The organism is Neorhizobium sp. T25_27, from assembly GCF_002968565.1.
Taxonomy (GTDB): domain Bacteria; phylum Pseudomonadota; class Alphaproteobacteria; order Rhizobiales; family Rhizobiaceae; genus Neorhizobium; species Neorhizobium tomejilense.
Window position 1 is genome coordinate 381061 of the sequence record NZ_PVBJ01000005.1, and the last position, 23804, is coordinate 404864.

The following is a 23804-nucleotide window of genomic DNA, read 5'->3' on the forward strand; positions in this document are numbered from 1 at the left end:
AGGCTTGATCATCGAGCCTAAGAAGCGTGTTATGTTGTCGGCGGGGACCCAACGCCGGGCCATCCTCGATCGGAAGCGGAGCCATGCCGGAGGAGGGGAAGGCAGACAGACCGACACCAGCCGACCGCCGCCGCAGGCAGCATTCGGCGGTTTTGATTTTCGGTTTTTTCCTTGCGGTCGTGCTGGCCGCTCTCGCGGCGACCGTGCTCACTGTCAACAATGGCCGGAACTACAAGCGGCTCGTCCGGCAATTCGCGCTGGAGCAATACCTTCTCCCGGCGCCACCGGCGCCGCCCCTGCGGGTCGGCAGGCATAGATCGCTGCCACCGGAGAAACACTACCCGCCCTGGCTTCTCAAGGCAGGCCTCGAGCGGATGGCAGTGTTCGAGAAGACCGAGGCGCTCTCGGCCGAGGAGCGCTGCGACCTGCTGCGGGACGATAAAGGCACGGCACCGACCTTCAGCCGTTCGGGTGACGATTGGGAGTGCCTGTTCTTCGAGGAATTCGGGAATGCGCCTGAACCGGCTGCGCTGTTCATCCAGGCCCGCGGCACGGAGCCCGGCATCGTCAGCAGCTTTCGCATCAAGGTCAGCCTGACGGATCTGACCACGGAGCTTGCCGTGCTCAGCGAAGCAATCGCGGCAACCGAACGTTTCGGCCTGCCGATGACGCCGGAGACGCGAACCTATCTGATCGAGAAACTGGCGGGACGTACCGAGTTCAGCTCGATCGTCGAAAACTACCGGATGACGTTCAGCCGGGAGATCACCGACGCACGGCGCTACAATCTGCTGATCCTGCCGCGCCGGCAGACGGCCGGCTGCGGCGAACGCCCGTCGGCCCCGCCGGACAGGTGGGCTACGCCGACCTATCGCATGCCGGTCGGCTGCCTGGCGCTGCGCAGCACTGCCCCCGCGCGATCGGCCGGTTAGGCTCGCTCCAGCTGGACGAGATCCAGCCCGTCCCCCAACTCGCGGCGTGCGGTCTCGACCAGGCTCATCTGGTGGGTGAAGAGCACCGTCTGGAATTTTTCGCCGGCCGCCGCGAGCGTTCGGATGCCCGCTGCGGTCCGCTCGTCGTCGAAGGTCTGGAAGATGTCGTCGAGGATCAGCGGCGCCGGCTCGTTGCGGCTGCAATAGTCCTCCAGGAAGGCAAGCCGCAGCGCCAGATAGAGCTGGTCGCCGGTGCCTTCGCTCAAGCCGGGAAGCCTCACCTGCTCGCCGGTCTGCCGTTCAACCGCGAGCTGCAGCTCGTCTCGCTCGTCATAAACCTGGACGAGGCGCGAGAAGCGGCCACCAGTGAGATCGGCAAAAACCTGCCCTGCCCGCTGCATGACCGGATCCGCCTGGCGTTCGCGATAGGCGTCCATCGAGTTCGCCAGAAGGCCGGCGGCGAGCTTCAGCACCACCCAGCGCCGCGCCAGTTCCTTGGCTTCCACCTCCGCCGCAAGCTTCTGGAAGACTGCGCGTTCGGCACCGATGCCGGTTTCCAGCTCCCGGCGGCGGCGTTCGCTATCGGCCTGGGCAATGCCGAGCACCTTCATCCGCTCGACCTGCCGGGCATCCTCCGCATCCAGCCGCTCGATTTCCAGGCCGGCTGCGATCCTGTCGAAGCCGACAAGCGCGGCACGGGCCTCGTCTTCGCTTGCGCCATCCGCCTGTTCGGCAAAGCGGCTGCGGCATTGCGCTAGGCTCGCTTCCAGCCGGTTGCACTCACGAAGATCATGGAGAAGGCCACCGGCCTCGCCGATATCCTTGGATGCGGCGGCGGCAAGCCCACGCAGGTCCGCTACCAGTCTTTCCGCGTCGGCCGCGTGCCGGGCAACGGCAAGCTCCGCGCGCTCCAGCGCCGTGGAGAGCGTGGCTTGCTGGTTGGCGGCGGTCTTTGCGTCGGTTGCGCGATCATTCAGCATGCCTGCCGCAACATCGGCAGGCAGCGAGACCAGATCCGGCGCCACCGCAGTGGCGAGCGCCTTCACCTCCGCTTCGAAATCCTCCATGTCCCGCGCCATGCCCTTGACGCGGCGATCCCGATTTTCCCGTTCGGAGAGAAGATCGGGAACGGTGCGCCAGACATCCAGCGCCGCAAGAGCCATGTCGACCGTCGCGTCTTCGGAAAGGCCCGCCAGGACCGCGGCATTGGAGAACGTCGAGCGCCAGCGTTCGATATCCCGGCGCAGACCGTTCTCGCGTTCCTCCAGCTTTTCCAGCGTCTCCTCGGCGGAATGGCGTTTGCCTTCCAGCGAACGGCTTTCGGTCCAGCGCTCGGTCAATTCCCCGATCCGGCGTTCCAACCCGCGGGCGAGTGCCAGCGGCGGCAGTGCGGATGCGGCAAGACCGATGGCATCGGCCAGCGCCAGCAGGGCCGGCTTGAGTTTTTCCTCCCTGAGACGCAGCGTCTCCAACTCGTCGCGCGCTTCGTCCAATGCACCCGCAAGCAGGGAAAGTCCGTCGACGGCGCGGCGCCATTCGATCATCCGCTCCGGCGTCGACGGCGCGACAGGCGCTGCATGGAAAAGGTCTTCGAATTCGGTGACCGCATCGGCGGCGGCAATGTCGCTTTCCCTGGCCGCGGTCTCGGCAGCGCCGACCGCCTGAAGCAGTTCCCGCTGCCGCAGCGTGAGGTGGGCATGGCGCGAGACACGTTCGGCGTCAGCGAGCGCTGCATCGGCGAGCCGGTCTGCATCCTCCACGGCGATCTTCAGTTCGCTCAGTTTTTCGGCAGAAGGTTTTGCCCCGAGCGCCTCGACCTTTTCGTCGCGGCCGGCTCTTGCCGCTGCGATATGCTCGCGGGAGACGATCCGCCCCTGCCCTTCCAGCGCCGCAAGCTGGCCGGCGATCGCCTTGGCTTCGTCGCGGATGCCGGCGAGCTTCTGGGCCGCCTGGGCGCTCTCCGCCTTGGCCGCGTCGATCAGCCGGCGGTGATGGGTGAGCGTCGCGATATCCGGCAGCGGCACCGAGAGAAGACGGGCGATATCCTTGACCGGCGGGTCGAGGCGCGCGGCCGCGGCGGCAAGATCGCTTTCGGCACGGGCGACGCGCACCTGCAGGTTCTCGATGCCGGTGAACTCGCTGATATCGGGACGCAGCGCGGCGAGCTGTTCCGCCCACGGTTTCGGATCGATCAGGCGGCCATCCGGCCCGTGGTCTCCGAGCCGCCGCAAAACATCCTGGGCGTCCTCGATCTGCTGGCGAAGCTGCTTCAGGCTGCGGTCGAGCTCGCTGCCCTCCTCGACAAGTTTGCGGAGGCGCACAAGATCGGCATCGGCCGGCTGGGCGCGCTGAAGTTCCTCAAATTTGCCAAAACCGAGCCGGCGTGCCGCCTGCGCGATACGCTGATCGAAGTCGTCGACCTCGCCGCGTACCCGGGCGATATCTTCCCGCGCCTTCAGATAGGCGCCCTTGTCCGCATGGGCGGCAAGGATCCTGGGCGCAGCAGCGATCAGTGCCTCATCGACATGCACGGCGCTGATTTCATCGTGCAGGCGCGATACCTCGACCTCCGCCGCCTTGAACGCTTCGGCGTTCTTGTGCTCCGCCTCCAGAGCTCCGGCCAGTCGCTCCTCGAAGCCTGCCGGCAACGCAGCCAGCGCTTCGTATTGCGTGAGCAATTGCCGCTCGCGGTCGATCTCCCGCAGCACCGGTTCCAGCCGCAGCAGTGCCCGCAGCCGATCGAGGGCGCGCTTGGTTTCCTGCCGCTCGGCCTGCACGGCGGCAAGATCGGCTTCGATCTCGGCCTGTTCGGCGAGCAGCTTCTTCCAGTCGCCGGATTTCAGCTCGTTGTCGCGTTCGGCCTTGCGCGCCTCGTCATGGCTGTCGAGGACCTGATAGAACGAGCGGTCCTTGGAGCGACGCGGCGCATAGATGCCGTCGGCTTCCGCATCGAGCGACTTGCGCAGGTCCGAAAGCCCGGTCAGGCCGGAGGCTGCAGAAAACAGCAGGCTGCCGATCTCGCCACCGCTTTTCAGCATCGTCTCGCCACCGGCCCTGAGCGACGCGGAATCGAGCCCGAAGGCGCGTTCGAACACATCGCGGGACAGGGTGCCGAGGAACGGCGCCAAGGCATCCTCGGCCAAGGCCTCTTCCGCCTCATTGGCGGCGAGCAGCGTGTTCTTGCGGCCACGGCGGCGTCGGAATTCGAGCGCCTGCCCATCGCGCGCGGTGATCGCTGCCCCGACGCGAAGCGCGGTCGCATCATGGAGGAAGCTGTATTCGGCGGCAGTCGGGAAACCGAACAGCATGTCGGAGATCGCCGACAGGGCCGAGGATTTCCCGGCCTCGTTGGGTCCGTAGATCACATGCAGTCTGGCGTCCGGACGAAAGGTCAGCGTCCGGTCTGTCAGTGCGCCGTAGCGCAGAATGTCGAGGCGGTTGAAACGCATGGATCAGCCCACCCTCGCCGCACGCGAGAGCAGCAGATCGCGGGCCTCGGCCAGCAGCGCTTCGGCGTCGTCGCCGAGCGCCAGGTCGCCGGCGCCGATGCCACCCGGCAGGCGGGCGGTGATCTCGGCGATCTTGGCGTTGGCATCGGCGAGCAGTTCCGGGGCGAAGCCGCCCATCGGGATGAGGCCTTCGAGGCCGAGCATGTCGGTCGCGACGCTCGTCCCGTTGGTTGCCGGTTCGAGCCGCACTTCCAGCTTTTCGAGCCAGATATCCTCATGGGAGCGATGGCAGGCGGCTTGGACCTCATCGCGAAAATCCTCGGCGCGGGCCATGACTTCGTTGCGGAAGCGGCTTCTGCCCGTGAGACGGATGCGCAGCGCCAGCGGCCGGCCTTCCATCCGCTCGACGACATCTTCCAGTGCACTCTCGGTGCGGCGCAGGATCGCCGGGATGTTGTCGTCCGGTTCGACCGCGACCACGAGTTCGGCAAAGCGGGCGCTGTCGGTGATCATCCGCTCATGGGTGATACGACTGTCCTCGACGGTCACCAATACCGCGCCCTTCGCCCCCTGCTCGCGGATCGAACGACCCTGGAGATTGCCGGGGAAGACAACCAGCGGGTCTTCGGCGACGATCTCGAAATCATGCACATGGCCAAGCGCCCAGTAGTCGTAACCGCGCGAGCGCAGGTCCTCGACCGAGCACGGGGCATAGGGCGCGTGCGGCTCGCGGCCGGTGAGCGAGGTGTGCAGCACGCCGATATTGAACCAGCCCTGTTCCGGCCTCGGATAGGCGAGCGACAGGTTTTCGACGGCCGAACGTTCGGCAAAGCCCTGGCCGTGCAGCGCCACCTTCAAATGGTCCAGCTTGAAGCTGCCCGGCTTGTTGACCGGGAACTCGCTGACATTCTTCGGCAGGGTAATCGTCTTGGTGATGACGCTTTCGGCGTCGTGATTGCCCTTCAGCAGGAAGACGGGGATACCGGCGCGCTCCAGCCGCGCCACTTCGCGGTTGAAGAACAGGCCAATCTTGTTGTCCTTCCAGTCACCGTCATAGACGTCGCCGGCAACGATGAAGAAGTCCACCTTGCGTTCGACCGCCTGGTCGACCAGGCCTGAAAACGCCGTGCGGCTCGCCTCGATGAACAATTCGGCGATCGCGGCATCCTTCAGCGCCAGCCCTTGGAAGGGACTGCCGAGATGCAGGTCGGCGGCGTGAATGAATCGGAAGGAGGTCATCGAATCGCTTGTTTCGGTTGCCGGAGCTGATCAGGTGTTTTAGGCAAATGCCGGGCACGAAGGAAGCTCAGGGTTCCGCAGCCTGTGGATAGCCCAATCTTATTCGGAGGACATCATGAGAAACCACGCGTTCGGACGCACATCCTTCACCGTCAGCGAGATCGGTTTCGGCGCCTGGCAGATCGGCGGCTCCTGGGGCGACGTCAGCGAAACGGACGGGGCCAAGGCGCTGGAAGCGGCGCTCGATGCGGGCGTCACCTTCATCGACACCGCCGACGTCTATGGCGACGGCCGCTCGGAAAAGATCATTGCCGGCGTCCTGAAATCGCGCGGCGGCGATCGCCCGATGGTCGCGACCAAGGCCGGCCGGCGCCTGAGCCCACATGTCGCTGACGGCTATACCAGGGCCAATCTCGAAGGCTTCATCGACCGCAGCCTCAAGAACCTCGAAATCGACAGCCTCGACCTCGTGCAGCTCCACTGCCCGCCGACCGAAGTCCTTTACCGCCCGGAAGTCTTTGGCGCGCTCGACTATCTGCGTCGCGGCGGCAAGATCAAGAATTACGGCGTCAGCGTCGAGAAGGTCGAGGAAGCGCTGAAGGCGATCGAATATCCCGACGTCACCAGCATCCAGATCATCTACAACATCTTTCGCCAGCGCCCGGCCGACCTGTTCTTCAATGAAGCCAGGCGGAAGAACGTCGCGGTCATCGTCCGCGTGCCGCTCGCAAGCGGGCTGCTGTCCGGCAAGATCACCCGCGATACAGCGTTTGCCAAGGACGACCATCGCAACTTCAACCGGCATGGCGATGCCTTCGATGTCGGCGAGACCTTTGCCGGCGTGCCGTTCGAAGTCGGCCTCCAGGCCGTCGAGGAAGTCCGCAAGCTGGTGCCGCAGGGAGCGTCGATGGCGGCTTTCGCGCTGAAATGGATCCTGATGAACGAAGCGGTCACCGTCGTCATTCCCGGCGCCCGCAACGAGGCTCAGGCCAAGAGCAATGCGGCGTCGGCAGAGCTTGCCGCACTTTCGGCCGACGTGATGACGGCGACCAAGGAAATCTATGCGCGGCTGGTTGCCCCGCATGTGCATCAGCGCTGGTAGGAACGCCGAGCCTGCCCCTCAAAAAATGGCAGCTCGAGCACTGAGGCTACCGGTTACAATCCGTAAAACACAAAAAGGCCGGGCAAACCCGGCCTTTTCCGTTTCAACCATAGAGAGGCTCAGTGAGTGCCCTTGAGGTCGACCGGGAAGAACAAGGTCTCGCCGGAGCTGTCGTCGACGCCGTCGTTGTCGGTGACGGCGAAGGCCTTGCCGGACTTGTCGAAGGTGAAGCCTTCGAGCTTGTCGACCACGTAGCCGTTCGAAGCCTTCAGGTCCGGGATGAAATCGTGGGCTTCTTCCTTCTTCACCACCGGCAATTCGGTGCCGATCTTGGCCGGTTTCAGGTCGGCGATCGCCACCCGGTAGAGCTTCTTCAGCTTGGCGGCATCGCCGATCTGGTTGTCGCGCTCGATGATGTAGACATAGTCGCCATGGGCGGTGATTTCCGAAAGGCCGACCCAGCCTGCCCCGGCCTTGTCGAGCGGATAGCGCACGGCGCCCCATTCCTTGGACTTCGGCTTGTAGGAGACGAGCTTGACAGTGCCCTTCGGGTCATCCTTCCATTCGCGCTGCATCGCCATCCACAGGACCATGTCGTCGCCTGACCCGACCATCGTCACGCCTTCGAAACCGAAGCGGGTCTCGCCGGCGAGCAGGTCTGCGGGAAGGCCGATCTCGGCCTTGATCTCGCCCTTGGCGTCGACGTTGTAGAGGCCATGGCCGGTCAGCTTGGCGGAGTCGCCTTCCGACGCCAGCCAGAAACCGCCCTTGCCGTCGAGCGCGATGCCTTCGATGTCGAGTTTCTGAGCCGGCTGGCCGCCGCGGGTGATGCGCAGGACGCCGGTGATTTCGGCGGGCTTCCTGGTGGTGTCGATGGTGAAGATCGACGGCTGCATGGTGTAGACCGAGTCGCTGACGGCATAGAGGATGCCGTCCTTCTGGGCGTCGCCGACCAGGCCCGAGAGCGCGCCCCAGCCGAGCACGTTGCCGTCGACGTCCTTGGAGACGAGCTTCGGATAGCTGGCCACGCCTTCTTCCAGGGCGTAGATCATCACATGCGAACGGGCGCCGCCGTCCTTGCCGAGATCGACTTCATTGGCGGTCGCAAAAAGGTTGCGGCCCGGAATGGCGACGGCGCCTTCCGGCGAGATGCCCGAGGGCAGGATCTGCATGAGCTGCGGCTCGGCGCCGGTGTCCTTGTAGACGGCGACAACCGAGGCGCGTTCGGCGAGCAGGAAGAAATACTTCTGGCCGTTGAAGGTCGCGGCTTCCATGCCTTCGACCTCGATGCCCTTCGAGCGCGCGCGCTTTTCCGGGAAATGGCCGAGGCGGGCAACCGCGCGCTCCAGCGAGGCGCCTGATTCGTAGAGAACCTTGCCGGTGCGGTCGAAGATGGTGAAGCCGCGCGAGCCGCCCTTCCAGTCGCCTTCGTTGGCGACCACGAGGCGGTTGTTGTCGAGCCACTTGACGGCGTCAGGCTCGCGCAGCGCCGAAGCCTTGCCGGTGAAGGACAGCTGGCCGTCGGTCTTGTTGTCGATGCCTTCGAGATCGGCCTTGCCGGCAGAGAAGTGGCCGGTGACCTGGCCGGTCTTGCCGTCTATGATGACGATCTCGTTGTTTTCCTGCATTGTCAGGGCAATTTCGCCATTGTCGTTGATGGCGACGAATTCCGGCTCCGGATCTTCCGGCGCGACACCGGCAAGGCCGGTCAGCGTCACGTGCTTGATCGAGGCGCAGTCGGCGGTGCCGTCCTTCAGGGAGACGATCACCAGGTCGCCGGCCGGCATCTGCGGGAGGGCGCCATCGTTGACGTCCTCGTCGCGCTCGTTCTCGATGGCGATCGCGGCAAAGGTCTTGTCCTTGGAGACGGTGATCGAGTCCGGCTGGCCGCCGAGATCGCAGGTCAGATCGACCTTCTTCGTCGCAATGTCGACGACGGCCAGGATGCCGGCCGGCTTCTGCTTGCTTTCGCCGGTGTTGACGGCGGCGAGAACCTTCTTGCCGACCGACGCAACCGAGGTCGGCTCGCCCTTGAAGGTGAGCGCGCCGAGCGCCTTCGGGGCCTTCGGATCGGTGATGTCGATGAAGCCGATCGCGCCGAGCGGGCTATCCGTATAGATGAGCGTCATGCCGTCTTCGCTGGCGGTGACGATTTCGGCCGAGCTGACGCTCAGCTTGTCCTTGTCGGCGGGAAGATTGGCGGCGACGGGGAAAGATGCGATGCGGTTGAAAACCTGCTCGGCGCTCGCCGGCACGGCGACCGAAGCAAGAAGTGCTGCGGTCAACGCGGCACGAAGTGAAAACGTCATGGGAAGCCCTCCTGTCCATGAAACACAGGTGGCTTGTGAGCCACGGTCGTGACAGGCAGATGACAGTTTTCGCATCCGGCGTCCTCGCCGGCGGAGATTAGCAATTCGTAAAAAAGGCCCGGGAAAAACCCGGGCCTTTTCAAATGCGAGACTGTAACAGGATGCCTTAAAGGCAGCGCGTTAGCTGTTGACTGCGTCCTTCAGGCCCTTGCCGGCCGAGAACTTCGGCACGTTACGTGCCGGGATGTCGACTTCGGCGCCGGTCGAAGGATTACGACCCTTGGACGCTTCGCGACGGGAAACGGAGAAGCTGCCGAAACCGGCAAGACGGATATCGCCGCCCTTCTTCAGTTCAGCCTGTACGGTCTCAAAAACGGCGTCTACAGCGGATGCGGCATCAGCCTTAGAGAGGCCGGCCTTCTCGGCCACTGCGGATACCAACTCATTCTTATTCATGTTTCCACCCCTTTCAAACGGTTTTGGAACGACTCATGTAATCGGGGCAGACAATAGTCAGGCGCCCGCCCGTGGCAACCCAAAAGCTCCGCAATCGCCTGAAAAACAAGGGGTCCGCGTTATTTTTCACAAAAAAAGCCGGCGTTTTGCCGGCTTTTTTCATTGCTGGTGCCAATTTGGCATAACCAAAAGGCTATCGATCAGTGTGCGACGGCAACGCCTGCGTCGTCCACGCCTTCGACCGTGGTGATCAGCGGCGTTTCCACCGTACCATCCCATTCGATCGCTTCCGGCTGACGGACGAGCGCGTGACGGATCACCTCACCCATGCGGGAAACCGGAATGATCTCCATGTTGTTCTTCACGTTGTCCGGAATCTCGGCCAGATCCTTGGCGTTTTCTTCCGGGATCAGAACGGTCTTGATGTTGCCGCGAAGGGCGGCAAGCAGCTTTTCCTTGAGGCCGCCGATCGGCAGCACGCGGCCGCGAAGGGTGATCTCGCCGGTCATCGCCACGTCCTTGCGAACGGGAATGCCGGTCATGATCGAGACGATCGCGGTTGCCATGCCGACACCGGCGGACGGGCCGTCCTTCGGGGTGGCACCCTCGGGAACGTGGACGTGGATGTCCGACTTGTCGAAGCGCGGCGGTTCGATGCCGAAATCCACGGCCCTGCTGCGGACATAGGATGCCGCCGCCGAGATGGATTCCTTCATGACTTCCTTGAGGTTGCCGGTGACCGTCATGCGGCCCTTGCCCGGCATCATCACGCCTTCGATCGTCAGCAGCTCGCCACCGACTTCCGTCCATGCGAGACCCGTGACCACGCCGACCTGATCCTCGCCCTCGGCTTCGCCGTGGCGGAAGCGCGGAACGCCGAGGTAGTCGGAAATGTTGGCCGCAGTGATCGCAACCGACTTGGTCTTGCCCTTGATGATCTCGGTGACCGCCTTGCGGGCGAGCTTCATCAGCTCGCGCTCGTAGCTACGAACGCCGGCTTCCCGCGTGTACTGCTGGCTGATCGCCATCAGGGCATCGTCGGTGACCGAGAATTCGTTCGGCTGCAGGGCATGTTCCTTGATCGCCTTCGGCAAAAGGTGACGCTTGGCGATTTCGCGCTTCTCATCCTCGGTGTAACCGGCGATGCGGATGATTTCCATACGGTCCATCAGCGGAGCCGGGATGTTCAGCGTGTTCGCCGTGGTGATGAACATCACGTCGGACAGGTCGTATTCGACTTCCAGGTAGTGGTCCATGAAGGTCGAGTTCTGCGCCGGATCCAGCACTTCGAGCAGGGCCGAAGACGGGTCGCCGCGGAAATCCATGCCCATCTTGTCGATCTCGTCGAGCAGGAAGAGCGGGTTGGACTTCTTGGCCTTCTTCATCGACTGGATGACCTTGCCGGGCATCGAGCCGATATAGGTGCGGCGGTGACCGCGGATTTCGGCTTCGTCACGGACGCCGCCGAGAGCCATGCGCACGTATTCGCGGCCGGTCGCCTTGGCGATCGACTGGGCGAGCGAGGTCTTGCCGACGCCCGGAGGGCCGACGAGGCACAGGATCGGACCCTTGAGCTTGGTCGCACGGGCCTGCACGGCGAGATATTCGACGATGCGCTCCTTGACCTTGTCGAGGCCGAAGTGATCCGCTTCGAGGATCTTCTCGGCATTGTTGAGGTCGGCCTTGACCTTCGACTTCTTGGCCCACGGAATACCGAGCAGCCAGTCGAGATAGTTGCGCACGACGGTGGCTTCCGCCGACATCGGACTCATCTGCTTAAGCTTCTTCAGCTCGGCATCGGCCTTTTCCTTGGCTTCCTTGGACAGCTTGGTCTTGGCGATGCGCTCTTCCAGTTCGGCCATCTCGTCACGGCCTTCCTCGCCGTCGCCGAGCTCCTTCTGGATCGCCTTCATCTGTTCGTTGAGATAGTACTCGCGCTGGGTCTTCTCCATCTGGCGCTTTACACGCGAGCGGATACGCTTTTCCACCTGCAGGACGGAAATCTCGCCTTCCATGAAGCCGAGCGCCTTTTCGAGGCGCAGCTTGACGGAAACCGTTTCCAGCATTTCCTGCTTTTCGGTGATCTTGATCGACAGATGCGAAGCGACCGTATCGGCCAGCTTCGAATAGTCCTCGATCTGGCTAGCGGCGCCCACTACTTCCGGCGAGATCTTCTTGTTGAGCTTCACGTAGTTTTCGAACTCGGAAACCACGGAGCGCGACAGGGCTTCGACCTCGACCGCATCCTCGTCGGGTTCGGCAAGAACGCTCGCCGTCGCCTCGTAGAATTCTTCACGGTCGGTATAGCCGTCGATCTTGGCGCGCGAGCGGCCTTCGACCAGAACCTTGACGGTGCCGTCGGGCAGCTTCAGGAGCTGCAGCACGTTAGCGACGGTGCCGACCTTGTAGATTGCCGAGGGTTCGGGATCGTCGTCGCCGGCGTTGATCTGGGTGACCAGCATGATCTGCTTGTCGGAACCCATCACCTCTTCGAGCGCGCGAATAGACTTCTCCCGTCCGACGAACAAAGGCACGATCATATGCGGAAAGACCACAATGTCGCGCAGCGGCAGCACCGGATAGGTTTCGCTACCAGTCGCAGACGTTGAATTCGTCATTTCATTTCCTTTCCATCGTCCCGTTTCCGGGATACGTCCCGGGCAAATCACCCGGGCACTTCACTCTCGCCCAAAGTGGAGTTTTCGAAATTTGATTTCAAGCCTTGCAAGGCCGCCGCCGCTAGGATTGTGACAGGGGTATTACAAAGCGTGCGGACATTACGCCACGCGGAACGCCTAAGGACACGGGACGCGACTCACCGGAACTGCCAACCTGCGATCACATGCAGGCGAAGCAGCCCGGCCATTGATGATCTTCCCGCACCGTCTCTAATGCAAGACGAATATGGTGCAATTCTTCGCGAGGCAAAAATGGTGGAAAAATCAAAATAAGCAAGGCTATCCGCCAACATAAAAAAGAGGCCCCGACAGGGCCTCTTTTATTGTTCAGTCCGGAACGGGCGGATCACGCCGAAACGTTCGCCTTTTCATCCTGCCGGTCGGCATAGATGTAGAGCGGCCGGGCGTTTCCACGCACGACGTCGTCCGAGATGACCACTTCGCGCACGCCTTCGAGCGTTGGCAGTTCGAACATGGTGTCGAGAAGGATCTTCTCCATGATCGAGCGCAGGCCGCGGGCGCCGGTCTTGCGGGTGATCGCCCGCTTGGCGATCTCGCGCAGCGCATCCTCGTGGAAGGTCAGATCGACGTCTTCCATCTCGAACAGGCGCTGGTACTGCTTGATCAGCGCATTCTTCGGCTCGGACAGGATCTGGATCAGCGCGTCCTCGTCGAGGTCTTCGAGGGTCGCCAGAACCGGCAGACGGCCGATGAATTCCGGAATGAGGCCGAACTTCACCAAATCTTCCGGCTCCAGTTCGCGCAGCACTTCGCCGACGCGACGGTCTTCCGCAGACTTCACGGAGGCGCCGAAGCCGATCGAGGTCTTTTCGCCACGGGCCGAGATGATCTTGTCGAGGCCTGCAAATGCGCCGCCGCAGATGAACAGGATGTTCGTCGTGTCGACCTGCAGGAATTCCTGCTGCGGATGCTTGCGGCCGCCCTGCGGCGGGACCGAGGCAACCGTGCCTTCCATGATCTTCAGAAGTGCCTGCTGCACGCCCTCGCCCGACACGTCGCGGGTGATGGACGGGTTGTCGGACTTGCGGGAGATCTTGTCGACTTCGTCGATATAGACGATGCCGCGCTGGGCGCGTTCGACGTTGTAATCCGCAGACTGCAGAAGCTTCAGGATGATGTTTTCGACGTCCTCGCCGACATAGCCGGCTTCGGTCAGCGTCGTGGCATCGGCCATCGTGAAGGGAACGTCGATGATGCGAGCGAGCGTCTGGGCAAGATAGGTCTTGCCGCAGCCGGTCGGGCCGACCAGCATGATGTTCGACTTCGCAAGCTCGACGTCGCCGCCCTTGGAGGCGTGCGCCAGGCGCTTGTAATGGTTATGCACCGCGACCGACAGGATGCGCTTGGCCTGCTTCTGGCCGATGACGTATTCGTCGAGGACCTTGATGATGTCCTGAGGCGTGGGCACGCCGTCGCGGGACTTGACCATCGAGGTCTTGTTCTCTTCGCGGATGATGTCCATGCACAGCTCGACGCATTCATCGCAGATGAATACGGTCGGTCCGGCGATCAGCTTCCGGACTTCGTGCTGGCTCTTTCCGCAGAAAGAGCAATATAGGGTATTCTTGGAGTCGCCGCCGTTGCTGCCGCTGACTTTGCTCATATCACTTTCCTTCCAGCACTCCGCACTCACGTCAAAACGGGCGCGGTCCACTCTACCGCTTGCCGGCGCGCGCCCGACGGGCCTTGCGCGCCTGCCTTGCCTTAAGGGTACTCTACCGATCCTGCGCACATCATGCGGGATCAGCGGCAACGAAACCCCTAAGAAACGAATGCTATGTCATAAAAGTTCAACACAGCATTAATAAGTACTAATAGCGCTTTCCGTGCGACTTGAAACCCCTTTTTGCTCACTTCGGGGTGAGGTGCACGGGTCGCGCCATCAGACTCAATCTCCGGAGCCACCTTCCATTTCCTGACGCGATGTCAGGATCTTGTCGATGACGCCCCAATCCTGGGCTTCGTCGGCCGTCATGAAATGGTCGCGGTCGAGGGTCTTTTCGACTTCCTCCAACGTGCGGCCCGTATGCTTCACGTAGACCTCGTTAAGACGTCTTTTCATCTTCAATATGTCACGGGCATGGCGCTCGATATCGGACGCCTGGCCCTGGAAGCCGCCGGAGGGCTGGTGCACCATGATGCGCGAGTTCGGGGTTGCAAAGCGCATGCCCTTCTCGCCGGCGCACAGGAGCAGCGAGCCCATGGAGGCGGCCTGGCCGATGCAGAGCGTCGAAACCGCCGGCTTGATGAACTGCATCGTGTCGTAGATCGCCATGCCGGCGGTGACGACGCCGCCGGGCGAATTGATGTAGAGGGCGATTTCCTTCTTCGGGTTTTCCGCCTCGAGGAAGAGAAGCTGGGCGCAGATCAGCGACGCCATATAGTCTTCGACGGGCCCCGTCAGGAAGATGATGCGCTCTTTGAGAAGACGCGAATAGATGTCGTATGAGCGCTCACCGCGATTGGTCTGCTCGACGACCATTGGCACCAAGGCCATTGCGGTATCAACTGGATTTCTCATGTCCGTCCTTTGTCAAGCTTCTCTTGATCCCTGGCCGAAGGCAGAAAGGCGCTCCGGAATCAAATGGAATGGGTCATCCCTACATAGAGTGTCAACGCCCGGTACTTCAAGACGGAGCATCCGATATCCTTAACTGCCCGGGGATGCGCGAGGCTGACCGCTATTACGATTCGTGCCCGGCCACAGCCGACAGATGCCCGGTTTCGCTGACAAGCACAGGTTTTTGCCCAATCAGGGTAAAGCAGGCGTGAACATTGTCTCGAAAATCCCGCCGCCGCCGGTCCGAGCGCCGGATTTTCCGTGATCCGTGCAACGTCGTCTTAAAGACTGCATGGCATTCTGGCCGCGCTCGACATCGAGTATGGGAGTTTCGGGTGGATATTTTAACGGGCCTGATGATCTGGGCAGCGGAAGCGCTGACGCTTGCCGTCCTCCTGTGCTCACGCTGGTATTACGAGCGGGACCGCTTCTACCTGAGCTGGGGCGGCGGGTTTGCGCTGCACGGGATCGGCGTCATCCTGGTCGCGTTGCGCGGCGACATTCCCGATTTCGTCTCCATCCAGATCGCCAACACGCTGGTGCTCGCCGGTGTCGGCCTGTGGATCGCCGGTCTCCTGCAGTTCGACCGAAAGCCCGTGGAAGCCTACGTCGCCATCCCGGCACTTCTCTGGGTGGCGGGCATGTTCCTCTATCCGGTGCGCGAGAACTTCGCCAACCGGGTGGCTCTCCATAACGTCGCGACCATGGTTGGCCATGCGATCATGATCGCCATCCTCCTCAGGAACCAGGGCGCGTCGAAGATAACGCGACGGGTGCTTGCGGCCTTCATCGCCGTACAACTCTGCGCAAACGGCGTCGTCGCAGTTCTGGTGGTCGTCGGCGAGGCGAAAACCATCGGCGCGTCGCCGCACTCCGCCTGGTTGCTCTTCCCGGCGGCAGTCTGCCTCATCGCCATCGTCATGACCGGCGCCAAACTGCTGACTGAGCGCTCCGAGGAGAAACTCAAGACGCTTGCCGTCACCGACCCTTTGACCGGGGTTCTCAACCGACGCGGCCTGATCGACCAGTTCCATGCCCTGAGAAAAATCGAGAACGATGAAAAGCCGCTGATCGCTTTCCTGCATTTCGACCTCGACAACTTCAAGCAGATCAACGACCGCTGCGGCCACCAGGCGGGCGATTCGGTGCTGGTCGCCTTTTCGCAGGTCGGCCAGACCTCGATGCGCGGCCGCGGCTTCTTCGGCCGCATGGGCGGCGAGGAATTCGCCTCCATCCTGCGCGTCGGCGATATGATCGAGGCCGCGAGCATCGCCGAGGCGATCCGCCTGACGCTCAAGCGCCAGACCATCGTCACGGGCGAGCACAACATCACGGTCACCGTCAGCGCCGGCATCGCGATCGCGGCAGCCGAAAGCGCTGACCTCGATCTTCTGCTCAGCGCCGCGGACCGGGCGCTCTATACCGCAAAGGACAGCGGCCGCGATCGTACCGCGATCGATACCGGCACCGACGCCTCGGTCGTCCCGGCCGTCGACCGGCAGGGTGAGGACGAGGCGCCAACCGACGTACGCGCCAGCCACCAGGTCGCAGCTCTCAAGCGCATGGCGTCGCTTGGCAAGCGCTGACATCCCCTTGTCCTCTTCATCCTGAAACCCACATTCGTCCGCAGGGATAAAACGCGGAGAGTGGGTCATGCGGGCTGGATTTTCGGGGATCAGACTTTTCGCGGGCATTTTTCTTTCATCAGTGCTTTCCGTCTCGATGTTTCCGGCCGGTACGGCGCTTGCCCAGCAGGCGTCCGATACCGTTGCGCCGGAACGGGCAACGGGGTTCACGTCCGCCAAGCGCGTAGAGACGAAAAACTTCATGGTCGCCGCCGCCAATCCACTGGCGGCCGAAGCCGGGCGCGACGTTATCGCCAGGGGCGGCAATGCGATCGACGCATTGATCGCGGTCCAGACCGTGCTCGGCCTTGTCGAGCCGCAGAGCTCCGGCCTCGGCGGCGGCTCGTTTCTCGTCTATTACGATGCGGCCACCAGCAAGCTCGTCACGTTTGACGGCCGCGAAACGGCACCGATGGAGGCAACGCCAAAACTTTTCCTCGATGCGCAGGGCCAGCCGCTGAAATTCATGGACGCGGTGGTCGGCGGCCGTTCGGTCGGCACGCCAGGTACCGTGCGCCTCCTCTCCGAAGTCCATAAGCGCTACGGCAAGGCCGATTGGGCGAGCCTGTTCGAACGGGCGGAGAAGCTCGCCGCCGACGGTTTCCACGTCTCGCCCCGCCTGGCTTCGCTGATCGCCGCCGACGGTGACCGGCTGAAGAAACACGATGGTCCGAAGGGTTACTTCTACGACGCATCCGGCGCGCCGCTGAAGGCCGGCACGGTGCTCAAGAACCCTGCCTATGCAGAGACGCTGAAGGCGATTGCGACCGGCGGCGCGGATGCCTTCTACAAAGGGCCGATCGCCGAGGCGATCGTCAAGACGGTGCGCGAAGCGCCGGGCAATCCCGGCGTCCTGTCGCTTGCCGATCTCGCCAATTACCGCGTCAAGGAACGCGAGCCGGTCTGCGCCGCCTACCGGGCGCTCGACATCTGCGGCATGGGACCGCCCTCCTCCGGCGCGGTCGCGGTCGGCCAGATGCTCGGACTGATCGAGAATTTCGACGTCAAGGCCCTCGGCCCCCGGAACGCCGAGAGCTGGCGGATCATCGGCGACGCGCAGCGCCTCGCCTTTGCCGACCGCGAACGCTACCTCGCCGACCCGGATTTCCAGCCCTTGCCGGTCAAGGGCCTGTTGAAGAAGGACTATCTCGGCAAACGCGCCGGCCTGCTCGACGGCACCAAAGCTCTCGGCGCCGACCAGGTGAAGGCCGGCGAGCCGGAATGGGACCATGCGCTGCTGTTCGGCCGCGACGCGGCGATCGAGATGCCTTCCACCAGCCATTTCGTCATCGTCGACAGAGAGGGCAATGTCGTGTCGATGACCACGACGATTGAAAGCGGTTTCGGCTCAAGGCTGATGACAAACGGCTTCCTGCTCAACAACGAGCTCACCGACTTCTCCTTCAAGACCCATGACGGCAGCCTGCCCGTCGCCAACCGCGTCGAGCCGGGCAAGCGGCCGCGTTCCTCGATGGCGCCGACGATCGTGATGAAGGACGGCAAGCCGCTGCTCGCGATCGGCTCACCCGGCGGCAGCCAGATCATCGGCTATGTGGCGCAGGCCCTGATCGCCTATATCGACTGGGGCATGCCGGTGGAGCAGATCGTCGCCCAACCGCATTTCATCAACCGGTTCGGGACTTACGAGATCGAGGCCGGCACCGAGGCGGAAAAGCTTGCCGAACCATTGATGGCGCTGGGTTACGAGGTGAAGCCGGGCGAGATGAATTCCGGACTGCATGCGATCGAGATCACCGCGAGCGGTCTCGTCGGCAGCGCGGACCCGCGCCGCGAGGGCGTGGCAGTCGGCGAATGATCAGACTTCGGCGTCGCCACAGGCCAGGGCCGTCTTGGTCGGCCCTTTCGGATCGACCAGCGGTGACTTGAGAAGCGTCTTCATCACCGTCCAGGCCTTGCGCACCACCTTGATATCCGCTCCGCCTTTTTCGAGAGGAAAGCGGAAGCTGAATTCGGCGGCGATCGGCGTACGAAGCTTTTCCTCCCTCCACCAGAGGATCATGGCGCATTCCGCCTCGATCTCATTCGAAAACCTGATCCACCCTTCCTCGTAGACATGTTCGACGACACGCAGGCCGGCGACGGTCTGCACCGAGGTCTCGGGGTCTGGCAGCGAGGCCTTGCGAACATCCGTGTAAGGCGCAAGGCACTCGCCGACGGTTAGGGGCATGTGCTTCAGATTAAATTCCGCTTCCACTGAACGGCTGAACAGCGCCCAGAAACGGGGGGTGTCGGCAGGCGGCATCGCCTTCACGTCCTCCTCGAACTTGGGCTCTTCGTTGCCCTTCTTCCGCAGTTCGAAATCCTGCGCTTCGGCAAGCAGGCGGTCGCCATGCCGGAACTTCAGCGTCGCCTTCCAGTCCTTGCTGGAACCCAGTTTGCGGCGCATGCGGAAAACCATGTCGGAACGGAGGTAGAGACCTCGTTTCTCGGTATCCAGAAAGAAGAGGTCACGCTGCTTGCTGTCCTTCAGCACATCAAGCCTGCCGTGCGTATCGATGTCGACGCCCTGCAGTTCCGCACGCAGACGCTCCCAGAAGCGCGCCACCGCTCTACCGCGGGCAGTCTCGTCACCGGCGAACTCCTTCGCATGCAGCATGACCTTGTATTCGCGCGATGACAGGCACACAGGCTTCCCTCCCCGCTCGACAGCGGCCCTTGCATCCAAACATGATCGCAATCCTGAATTGCGTCAATCACTCAATCTTTTCCGCGCTTGCGAAATCCGCTAGGTCTTCAGACATGACCATTCTGCCCGATTTTCTCCGCATCGATCCCGACACCCGCCGCGTCTCGCTCGACGGCCGCAACCCGGCTTTCTATAGCGACCCGAACCGCGTCTACGCCCTGCTCCACGAACATTGTCCAACCTTCTATTGGGAAGAGCAGCGGCAATGGTTCTTCACCGGCTACGACCATGTGAACGGGCTGTTGCGTGACCGGCGGTTCGGCCGGCAGATCCTGCATATCGCCAGCCGTGAGGAACTCGGCCTGCCCGAGCCGTTGGCTCATCTCGAAAATTTCGATCTCGCCGAGCGGTACTCGCTGCTGGAACTCGAGCCGCCTGACCACACGCGGCTTCGCACGCTTGTCAACCGCGCCTTCGTGTCGCGGCATATCGAAAGGCTCCGGCCGGAGATCGCAGAACTTGCCGAAAGGCTGATCGACGGGTTCGAAGGCCAAGGTGAGACGGAGCTGCTTTCCGCCTTCGCCGACATCATTCCGGTAACGATGATCGCCCGGATGATCGGTATCCCGGACGAGATGGGACCGCAGCTTCTCAAATGGTCGCACGCCTATGTCGGCATGTACATGTTCAAGCGGACCGAGGAGGACGAACATGCCGCCGACCGGGCAGCAAGAGAATTTTCCGACTATGTCAAAGGCCTGATCGCCGAGCGCCGCCGAGAGCCGCGCGAAGACCTCCTCACCCACATGATCCACACGGAGCACAAGGGCCAGTATCTCACCGACGACGAACTGGTCTCGACCACCATCGTGCTGCTCAACGCCGGCCACGAGGCGACGGTGCATCAGATCGGAAATTCGGTGCGGGTAATCCTGGAGAGCGGCCTGTCCCCGGCAGACCTTTTCCGCGACGAGGCGGCGACCGAGCGAACGGTCGAGGAAACGCTGCGCATCTGTGCGCCCGTCCATATCTTCCAGCGCTGGGCGCTCGCGGACGTCGAGATCGACGGGCTTTCCTTCAAGCGCGGCGACAAGGTGAGCCTCATCCTCGCCGCCGCCAATCTCGACCCCAAGAAATTCTCCGATCCGCTGGCCTTCAGGCCCAACCAGCAGGAAGCCGCAAACCTCTCCTTCGGCGCTGGCATCCATTTCTGCATTGGCGCGCCGCTCGCAAGGCTGGAACTCAATACCGTGCTGCCGATCCTCTTCCGGCGGCTGCCCGGCATGCGGATCGCCACGCCGCCGGTGGTGAAAGACGTCTATCATTTCCATGGACTGGAGCGGCTGGACCTGGCTTGGGAACAGGCAAGCCCGGCTCTCTGAGAGGCTCCCGAAATCGGTGTGCAACTGCGGACTATGCCGCAGCTGCACTTCACAATCAGACGCCGGCGACAACTCCGTAACGGGTTGCCGGCTTGTTGAGCGACAGATAGGGGCGCAGCCCGCCGCGGGCGGTCGTGTAGGTCTCATAAAGCTGCGTATCGGCAAGCGACGGCATGGTGACCAGTTCGCCGCGGTCGAGCCCCACAAGCGCCGCCTCGACAAGGTCGCCGACTTCCATGACCGAGTTCGGGTCGAGGCTATCCATCGAGCCGCCGACGCGATCGAAGATTTCGGTGCGGGTATAACCGGGCAGGACTGCCTGAATCCTGACGCCGGTGTCCTTCAGCTCTGCAGCGAGGGCTTCCGTCAGGGCCAGTACGAAGGCCTTGCTGGCGGCATAGGTGCCGCTGAAGAACTCCGCGGCGAGCGCCACGGCGGAGGCAATGTTGACGACGGCGCCCTCACCTCTGGCAACGAAAGCCTGCGCGGCTGCGATTGCGAGACGGTTGGCGGCGGTGACGTTAAGATCGACCATCTGGTCGAGGTAATCCGGATCGGCTTTCAGCAGCGGACCGTTCGGGCCGATGCCGGCATTGTTGACGAAGAGGGTGATCGAGCCGTCTTCGCGCAGGCGCTTGTCGACGGCGAGCACATCGGCACGCTGGCTGAGGTCGGCGCGCAGTACGTCCGCCTTGATGCCATGTTCGCTCGTCAACCGGCCGGCAAGCGCCTTCAGGCGATCCGCGTCGCGGGCGACGAGAACGAGATCATAGCCGCGCTTGGCGAGCTTTTCCGCATAGGTCGCGCCGATGCCCGACGATGCGCCGGTCACGAGTGCGGTTCCGAGTTTTGAATTATTGGTCATGGTCCATCTCCTTCAGAGGTTTTTCGGGCAGAGGTTTTTCGGGTGGTGTCACGGCCGGCGTTTCGGCATCTGGAATTTACTGGTATATGCCACTATATATGAAAAGGAAGATTGAGACCTGCAAGGGGCGGCCGCAAATTTTTCATCGGAGTGGAAGGGCCAGCCAAAAGCGGGCATTGTCCCGCGGCAAGATCGGAACGAGACATGACTGACAAACAGGACAAGCAAGGGCAGACCGAGGACGGCATCTGGCTTCACTGCAGCAACAGCGCGGTGCGCCGCGCCTCACGGCATCTCGGCCAGCTCTACGAGGATGCGATGGGCGATACAGGCCTCAAGGGAACGCAGTTCTCCCTGATATCCCAGATCGCCGGATCCAACCAGCCGACCTTGAAAAATCTCGCGGAGGCGATGGTCATGGACCTCTCGGCGCTCGGCCACACGTTGAAGCCGCTGATCCGCGACGGACTGGTGGAACTGGTGCCCGATGCCCAAGACCGCCGCGCCAAGCGCGTCCGCCTGACGGAGACAGGCGCAGCCACCCAGCGCGACCTCACCGCCCGCTGGCAGGTCGCCCAGGACCGTTTCGACAAGGCATTCGGCAAGGAAAAATCAGAGGAATTGCGGCGGGCGCTGGCGTTCATCTCGTCGGGCGAATTCGCCAAGGCCTTCAAGCGGGATGAGGAAGCCTGATCCTCAGACCCTGATCACATAATCCTTGCGAGTCGTTTCAACGACTTCCCAGGTTCCCTTGAACCCGGGTCTGAGAATCATGCTGTCGCCCGGCTTTAACTGGACCGCTTCGCCGCCCTCCTCGGTGACGACCGAGTGGCCGGAGAGGATGTGGAAATATTCCCACTCGTCATAAACAATCCGCCACTTGCCGGGGGTCGCCTCCCAGATGCCGGCATAAAGCCCGCCCTCCGCTTCCTCGAAGTTCCAGGTACGGAACGTCGGGGTGCCGGAGACCAGCCGATCCGGTGCCGGGGCGCCCTCTTCGGGTTCGATGGACGAGAGGTCATATTTTATCCAGGCGCTCATTATTTGGTCCTCTCGGGTGCATGTTTTCGAGCTGTTTGACGCGATCACGATGATCGCCCGCAGGCGCCCGATCGGAGCACCTGCGGGCGCCGGTCATCAGATCTTCGACAAAGCCTGGTCGAGGTCGGCGATAATGTCGGCGGCATCCTCGATGCCGATCGACAGGCGCACCACGTCCGGCCCGGCGCCGGCGGCGATCTGCTGTTCTTCGCTCAGCTGCCGGTGCGTCGTCGAGGCCGGATGGATGACCAGCGAACGGGTGTCGCCGATATTGGCGAGGTGGGAGAACAGCTGCAGGCCTTCCACCAGCGTCTTGCCCGCCTCGTAGCCGCCGGTAACGCCGAAGGTAAAGACCGAGCCGGCGCCCTTCGGCGAATACCGCCTCTGCAGGGCATGGTTGGGGTCGTCCTCCAGGCCGGAATAGCTGACCCAGGCGACCTTCGGATGCGCCTTCAGCCATTTGGCGACGGCAGCGGCGTTGTCGCAGTGTTTCTGCATCCTCAGCGGCAGCGTCTCGATGCCGGTCAGGATCAAGAACGCGTTGAAGGGCGAGATCGCCGGTCCCATATCGCGCAGGCCCAGCACGCGGCAGGCGATGGCAAAGCCGATATTGCCGAAAGCCTGGTACAGCACGATGCCGCCATATTCGCTGCGCGGTTCCGAGAGCATCGGATAATTGCCCGATTTCGACCAGTTGAAGGTGCCCCCGTCGACGATTACGCCGCCCATGGAATTGCCGTGGCCGCCCATGAACTTGGTCAGCGAGTGGATGACGATATCGGCGCCGTGCTCGAGCGGCCGGACGAGATAGGGGGTCGCCATGGTGTTATCGACGATCAGCGGAATGCCCCGCCGATGCGCCACCTCGGCGATCGCCGCGATATCCACGAACGTGCCGGCGGGATTGGCAAGGCTCTCGATGAAGATCGCGCGGGTACGCTCGTCGATGCCGGCCTCGAAGCTTGCCGGATCGTCGGGATCGGCCCAGCGCACCTGCCAGTCGAAACTCTTGAACGCATTGCCGAATTGGTTGATGGAGCCGCCGTAGAGTTTTCGCGCCGCGATGAAATTGTCGCCGGGCTGCATGATCGTGTGGAAGGTCAGCATCTGCGCCGCATGGCCGGAGGCGACCGCGAGCGCCGCGGTGCCGCCCTCGAGTGCCGCCACCCTTTCCTCCAGCACCGCCTGGGTCGGGTTCATGATGCGGGTGTAGATATTGCCGAACTGCTGCAGGCCGAACAGGGCGGCGGCGTGGTCCGCATCGTTGAAGACGAAAGCGGTCGTCTGGTAAATCGGCGTCACCCGCGCGCCGGTCGTCGGGTCGGGCTGCGCGCCCGCATGCACGGCCAGCGTCGAAAACCCCGGATTGAGTGTCGGCATGTTAGTCCCTCCCCTTAAAATGGCGCCTGGTTATTAGCGCTCCAACAGACCCCGGCGGTTGATCACGATCAAGGTATATCGTTCTCCGGAACCTATCCTCCGGTGAAATAGAGAGGAG

General features: G+C 62.8%; 17 protein-coding genes. 6 read left to right on the forward strand and 11 right to left on the reverse strand.

Annotated features, from left to right (window positions below):
- Window positions 1–83 precede the first annotated feature (83 nt).
- A complete protein-coding gene (locus tag C5J24_RS17585; RefSeq protein WP_105419596.1) occupies window positions 84–932 on the forward strand; it encodes a DUF6030 family protein in 849 nt (282 codons plus the stop codon).
- Here the strand turns inward: C5J24_RS17585 and C5J24_RS17590 are convergent.
- Both C5J24_RS17590 and C5J24_RS17595 read right to left on the reverse strand, forming a co-directional pair.
- Window positions 929–4381, reverse strand: coding sequence for a YhaN family protein (locus C5J24_RS17590; protein ID WP_105419598.1), 3453 nt, complete (start codon window positions 4379–4381; stop codon window positions 929–931). The genes C5J24_RS17585 and C5J24_RS17590 overlap by 4 nt on opposite strands.
- A 3-nt stretch (window positions 4382–4384) precedes the next feature.
- A complete protein-coding gene (locus C5J24_RS17595; protein ID WP_105419600.1) occupies window positions 4385–5620 on the reverse strand; it encodes a DNA repair exonuclease in 1236 nt (411 codons plus the stop codon).
- A gap of 115 nt (window positions 5621–5735) precedes the next feature.
- On the opposite strand from C5J24_RS17595, the gene C5J24_RS17600 reads away from it, so the two are divergent.
- On the forward strand, window positions 5736–6722 hold the full coding sequence (locus tag C5J24_RS17600) for an aldo/keto reductase (RefSeq protein ID WP_105419602.1): 987 nt from the start codon (window positions 5736–5738) through the stop codon (window positions 6720–6722).
- A gap of 119 nt (window positions 6723–6841) precedes the next feature.
- Here C5J24_RS17600 and C5J24_RS17605 read toward each other — a convergent pair whose 3' ends face one another.
- From C5J24_RS17605 to clpP, 5 genes are all read right to left on the reverse strand, one after another.
- Window positions 6842–9031 (reverse strand): esterase-like activity of phytase family protein, encoded by a 2190-nt coding sequence (locus tag C5J24_RS17605; RefSeq protein ID WP_105419604.1) that lies wholly within the window; start codon window positions 9029–9031, stop codon window positions 6842–6844.
- Window positions 9032–9211: 180 nt separating this feature from the next.
- Window positions 9212–9487 carry a DNA-binding protein HupB gene (gene hupB, locus C5J24_RS17610; RefSeq protein WP_007753405.1) on the reverse strand — a complete coding sequence of 92 codons (276 nt, stop codon included), beginning with the start codon at window positions 9485–9487 and terminating at the stop codon, window positions 9212–9214.
- A 200-nt stretch (window positions 9488–9687) separates the two neighbouring features.
- A complete protein-coding gene (lon, locus tag C5J24_RS17615) occupies window positions 9688–12105 on the reverse strand; it encodes an endopeptidase La (protein ID WP_105401002.1) in 2418 nt (805 codons plus the stop codon).
- Between the two features lie 406 nt (window positions 12106–12511).
- The gene (gene clpX / locus C5J24_RS17620; RefSeq protein WP_046635404.1) at window positions 12512–13789 is read right to left on the reverse strand and encodes an ATP-dependent Clp protease ATP-binding subunit ClpX; all 1278 of its coding nucleotides are present in this window, start codon (window positions 13787–13789) and stop codon (window positions 12512–12514) included.
- A gap of 285 nt (window positions 13790–14074) precedes the next feature.
- The gene (gene clpP / locus C5J24_RS17625; protein WP_007753416.1) at window positions 14075–14707 is read right to left on the reverse strand and encodes an ATP-dependent Clp endopeptidase proteolytic subunit ClpP; all 633 of its coding nucleotides are present in this window, start codon (window positions 14705–14707) and stop codon (window positions 14075–14077) included.
- A gap of 374 nt (window positions 14708–15081) precedes the next feature.
- On the opposite strand from clpP, the gene C5J24_RS17630 reads away from it, so the two are divergent.
- Window positions 15082–16332, forward strand: coding sequence for a GGDEF domain-containing protein (locus C5J24_RS17630; RefSeq protein WP_172724021.1), 1251 nt, complete (start codon window positions 15082–15084; stop codon window positions 16330–16332).
- A 136-nt stretch (window positions 16333–16468) separates the two neighbouring features.
- Entirely contained in the window at window positions 16469–18187 is a 1719-nt protein-coding gene (gene ggt, locus C5J24_RS17635) for a gamma-glutamyltransferase (RefSeq protein ID WP_105419672.1), read from the forward strand.
- Here ggt and C5J24_RS17640 read toward each other — a convergent pair whose 3' ends face one another.
- Window positions 18188–19018 (reverse strand): hypothetical protein, encoded by an 831-nt coding sequence (locus C5J24_RS17640; protein ID WP_105419608.1) that lies wholly within the window; start codon window positions 19016–19018, stop codon window positions 18188–18190.
- Window positions 19019–19131: 113 nt separating this feature from the next.
- Here C5J24_RS17640 and C5J24_RS17645 point away from each other — a divergent pair, with 113 nt between their 5' ends.
- The gene (locus C5J24_RS17645; RefSeq protein WP_105419610.1) at window positions 19132–20400 is read left to right on the forward strand and encodes a cytochrome P450; all 1269 of its coding nucleotides are present in this window, start codon (window positions 19132–19134) and stop codon (window positions 20398–20400) included.
- Window positions 20401–20455: 55 nt separating this feature from the next.
- Here the strand turns inward: C5J24_RS17645 and C5J24_RS17650 are convergent, their stop codons facing one another.
- Entirely contained in the window at window positions 20456–21265 is an 810-nt protein-coding gene (locus tag C5J24_RS17650) for an SDR family oxidoreductase (RefSeq protein WP_105419612.1), read from the reverse strand.
- Window positions 21266–21469: 204 nt separating this feature from the next.
- Between C5J24_RS17650 and C5J24_RS17655 the strand changes: the two genes are divergently transcribed.
- The gene (locus tag C5J24_RS17655) at window positions 21470–21958 is read left to right on the forward strand and encodes a MarR family winged helix-turn-helix transcriptional regulator (RefSeq protein WP_105419614.1); all 489 of its coding nucleotides are present in this window, start codon (window positions 21470–21472) and stop codon (window positions 21956–21958) included.
- A 3-nt stretch (window positions 21959–21961) separates the two neighbouring features.
- Here the strand turns inward: C5J24_RS17655 and C5J24_RS17660 are convergent, their stop codons facing one another.
- Both C5J24_RS17660 and C5J24_RS17665 read right to left on the reverse strand, forming a co-directional pair.
- Complete coding sequence (locus C5J24_RS17660; RefSeq protein WP_105419616.1) at window positions 21962–22306, reverse strand: cupin domain-containing protein; 345 nt, start codon at window positions 22304–22306, stop codon at window positions 21962–21964.
- 96 nt (window positions 22307–22402) lie between these two features.
- Window positions 22403–23686, reverse strand: coding sequence for an O-acetylhomoserine aminocarboxypropyltransferase (locus C5J24_RS17665; protein WP_105419618.1), 1284 nt, complete (start codon window positions 23684–23686; stop codon window positions 22403–22405).
- Window positions 23687–23804 lie beyond the last annotated feature (118 nt).

Coding starts and splice junctions, on each gene's coding strand:
- C5J24_RS17585 (WP_105419596.1), top strand. CDS start 84: ATGCCGGAGGAGGGGAAGGCAGACAGACCGACACCAGCCGACCGCCGC.
- C5J24_RS17590 (WP_105419598.1), bottom strand. CDS start 4,381: ATGCGTTTCAACCGCCTCGACATTCTGCGCTACGGCGCACTGACAGAC.
- C5J24_RS17595 (WP_105419600.1), bottom strand. CDS start 5,620: ATGACCTCCTTCCGATTCATTCACGCCGCCGACCTGCATCTCGGCAGT.
- C5J24_RS17600 (WP_105419602.1), top strand. CDS start 5,736: ATGAGAAACCACGCGTTCGGACGCACATCCTTCACCGTCAGCGAGATC.
- C5J24_RS17605 (WP_105419604.1), bottom strand. CDS start 9,031: ATGACGTTTTCACTTCGTGCCGCGTTGACCGCAGCACTTCTTGCTTCG.
- hupB (WP_007753405.1), bottom strand. CDS start 9,487: ATGAATAAGAATGAGTTGGTATCCGCAGTGGCCGAGAAGGCCGGCCTC.
- lon (WP_105401002.1), bottom strand. CDS start 12,105: ATGACGAATTCAACGTCTGCGACTGGTAGCGAAACCTATCCGGTGCTG.
- clpX (WP_046635404.1), bottom strand. CDS start 13,789: ATGAGCAAAGTCAGCGGCAGCAACGGCGGCGACTCCAAGAATACCCTA.
- clpP (WP_007753416.1), bottom strand. CDS start 14,707: ATGAGAAATCCAGTTGATACCGCAATGGCCTTGGTGCCAATGGTCGTC.
- ggt (WP_105419672.1), top strand. CDS start 16,469: ATGTTTCCGGCCGGTACGGCGCTTGCCCAGCAGGCGTCCGATACCGTT.
- C5J24_RS17645 (WP_105419610.1), top strand. CDS start 19,132: ATGACCATTCTGCCCGATTTTCTCCGCATCGATCCCGACACCCGCCGC.
- C5J24_RS17650 (WP_105419612.1), bottom strand. CDS start 21,265: ATGACCAATAATTCAAAACTCGGAACCGCACTCGTGACCGGCGCATCG.
- C5J24_RS17655 (WP_105419614.1), top strand. CDS start 21,470: ATGACTGACAAACAGGACAAGCAAGGGCAGACCGAGGACGGCATCTGG.
- C5J24_RS17660 (WP_105419616.1), bottom strand. CDS start 22,306: ATGAGCGCCTGGATAAAATATGACCTCTCGTCCATCGAACCCGAAGAG.
- C5J24_RS17665 (WP_105419618.1), bottom strand. CDS start 23,686: ATGCCGACACTCAATCCGGGGTTTTCGACGCTGGCCGTGCATGCGGGC.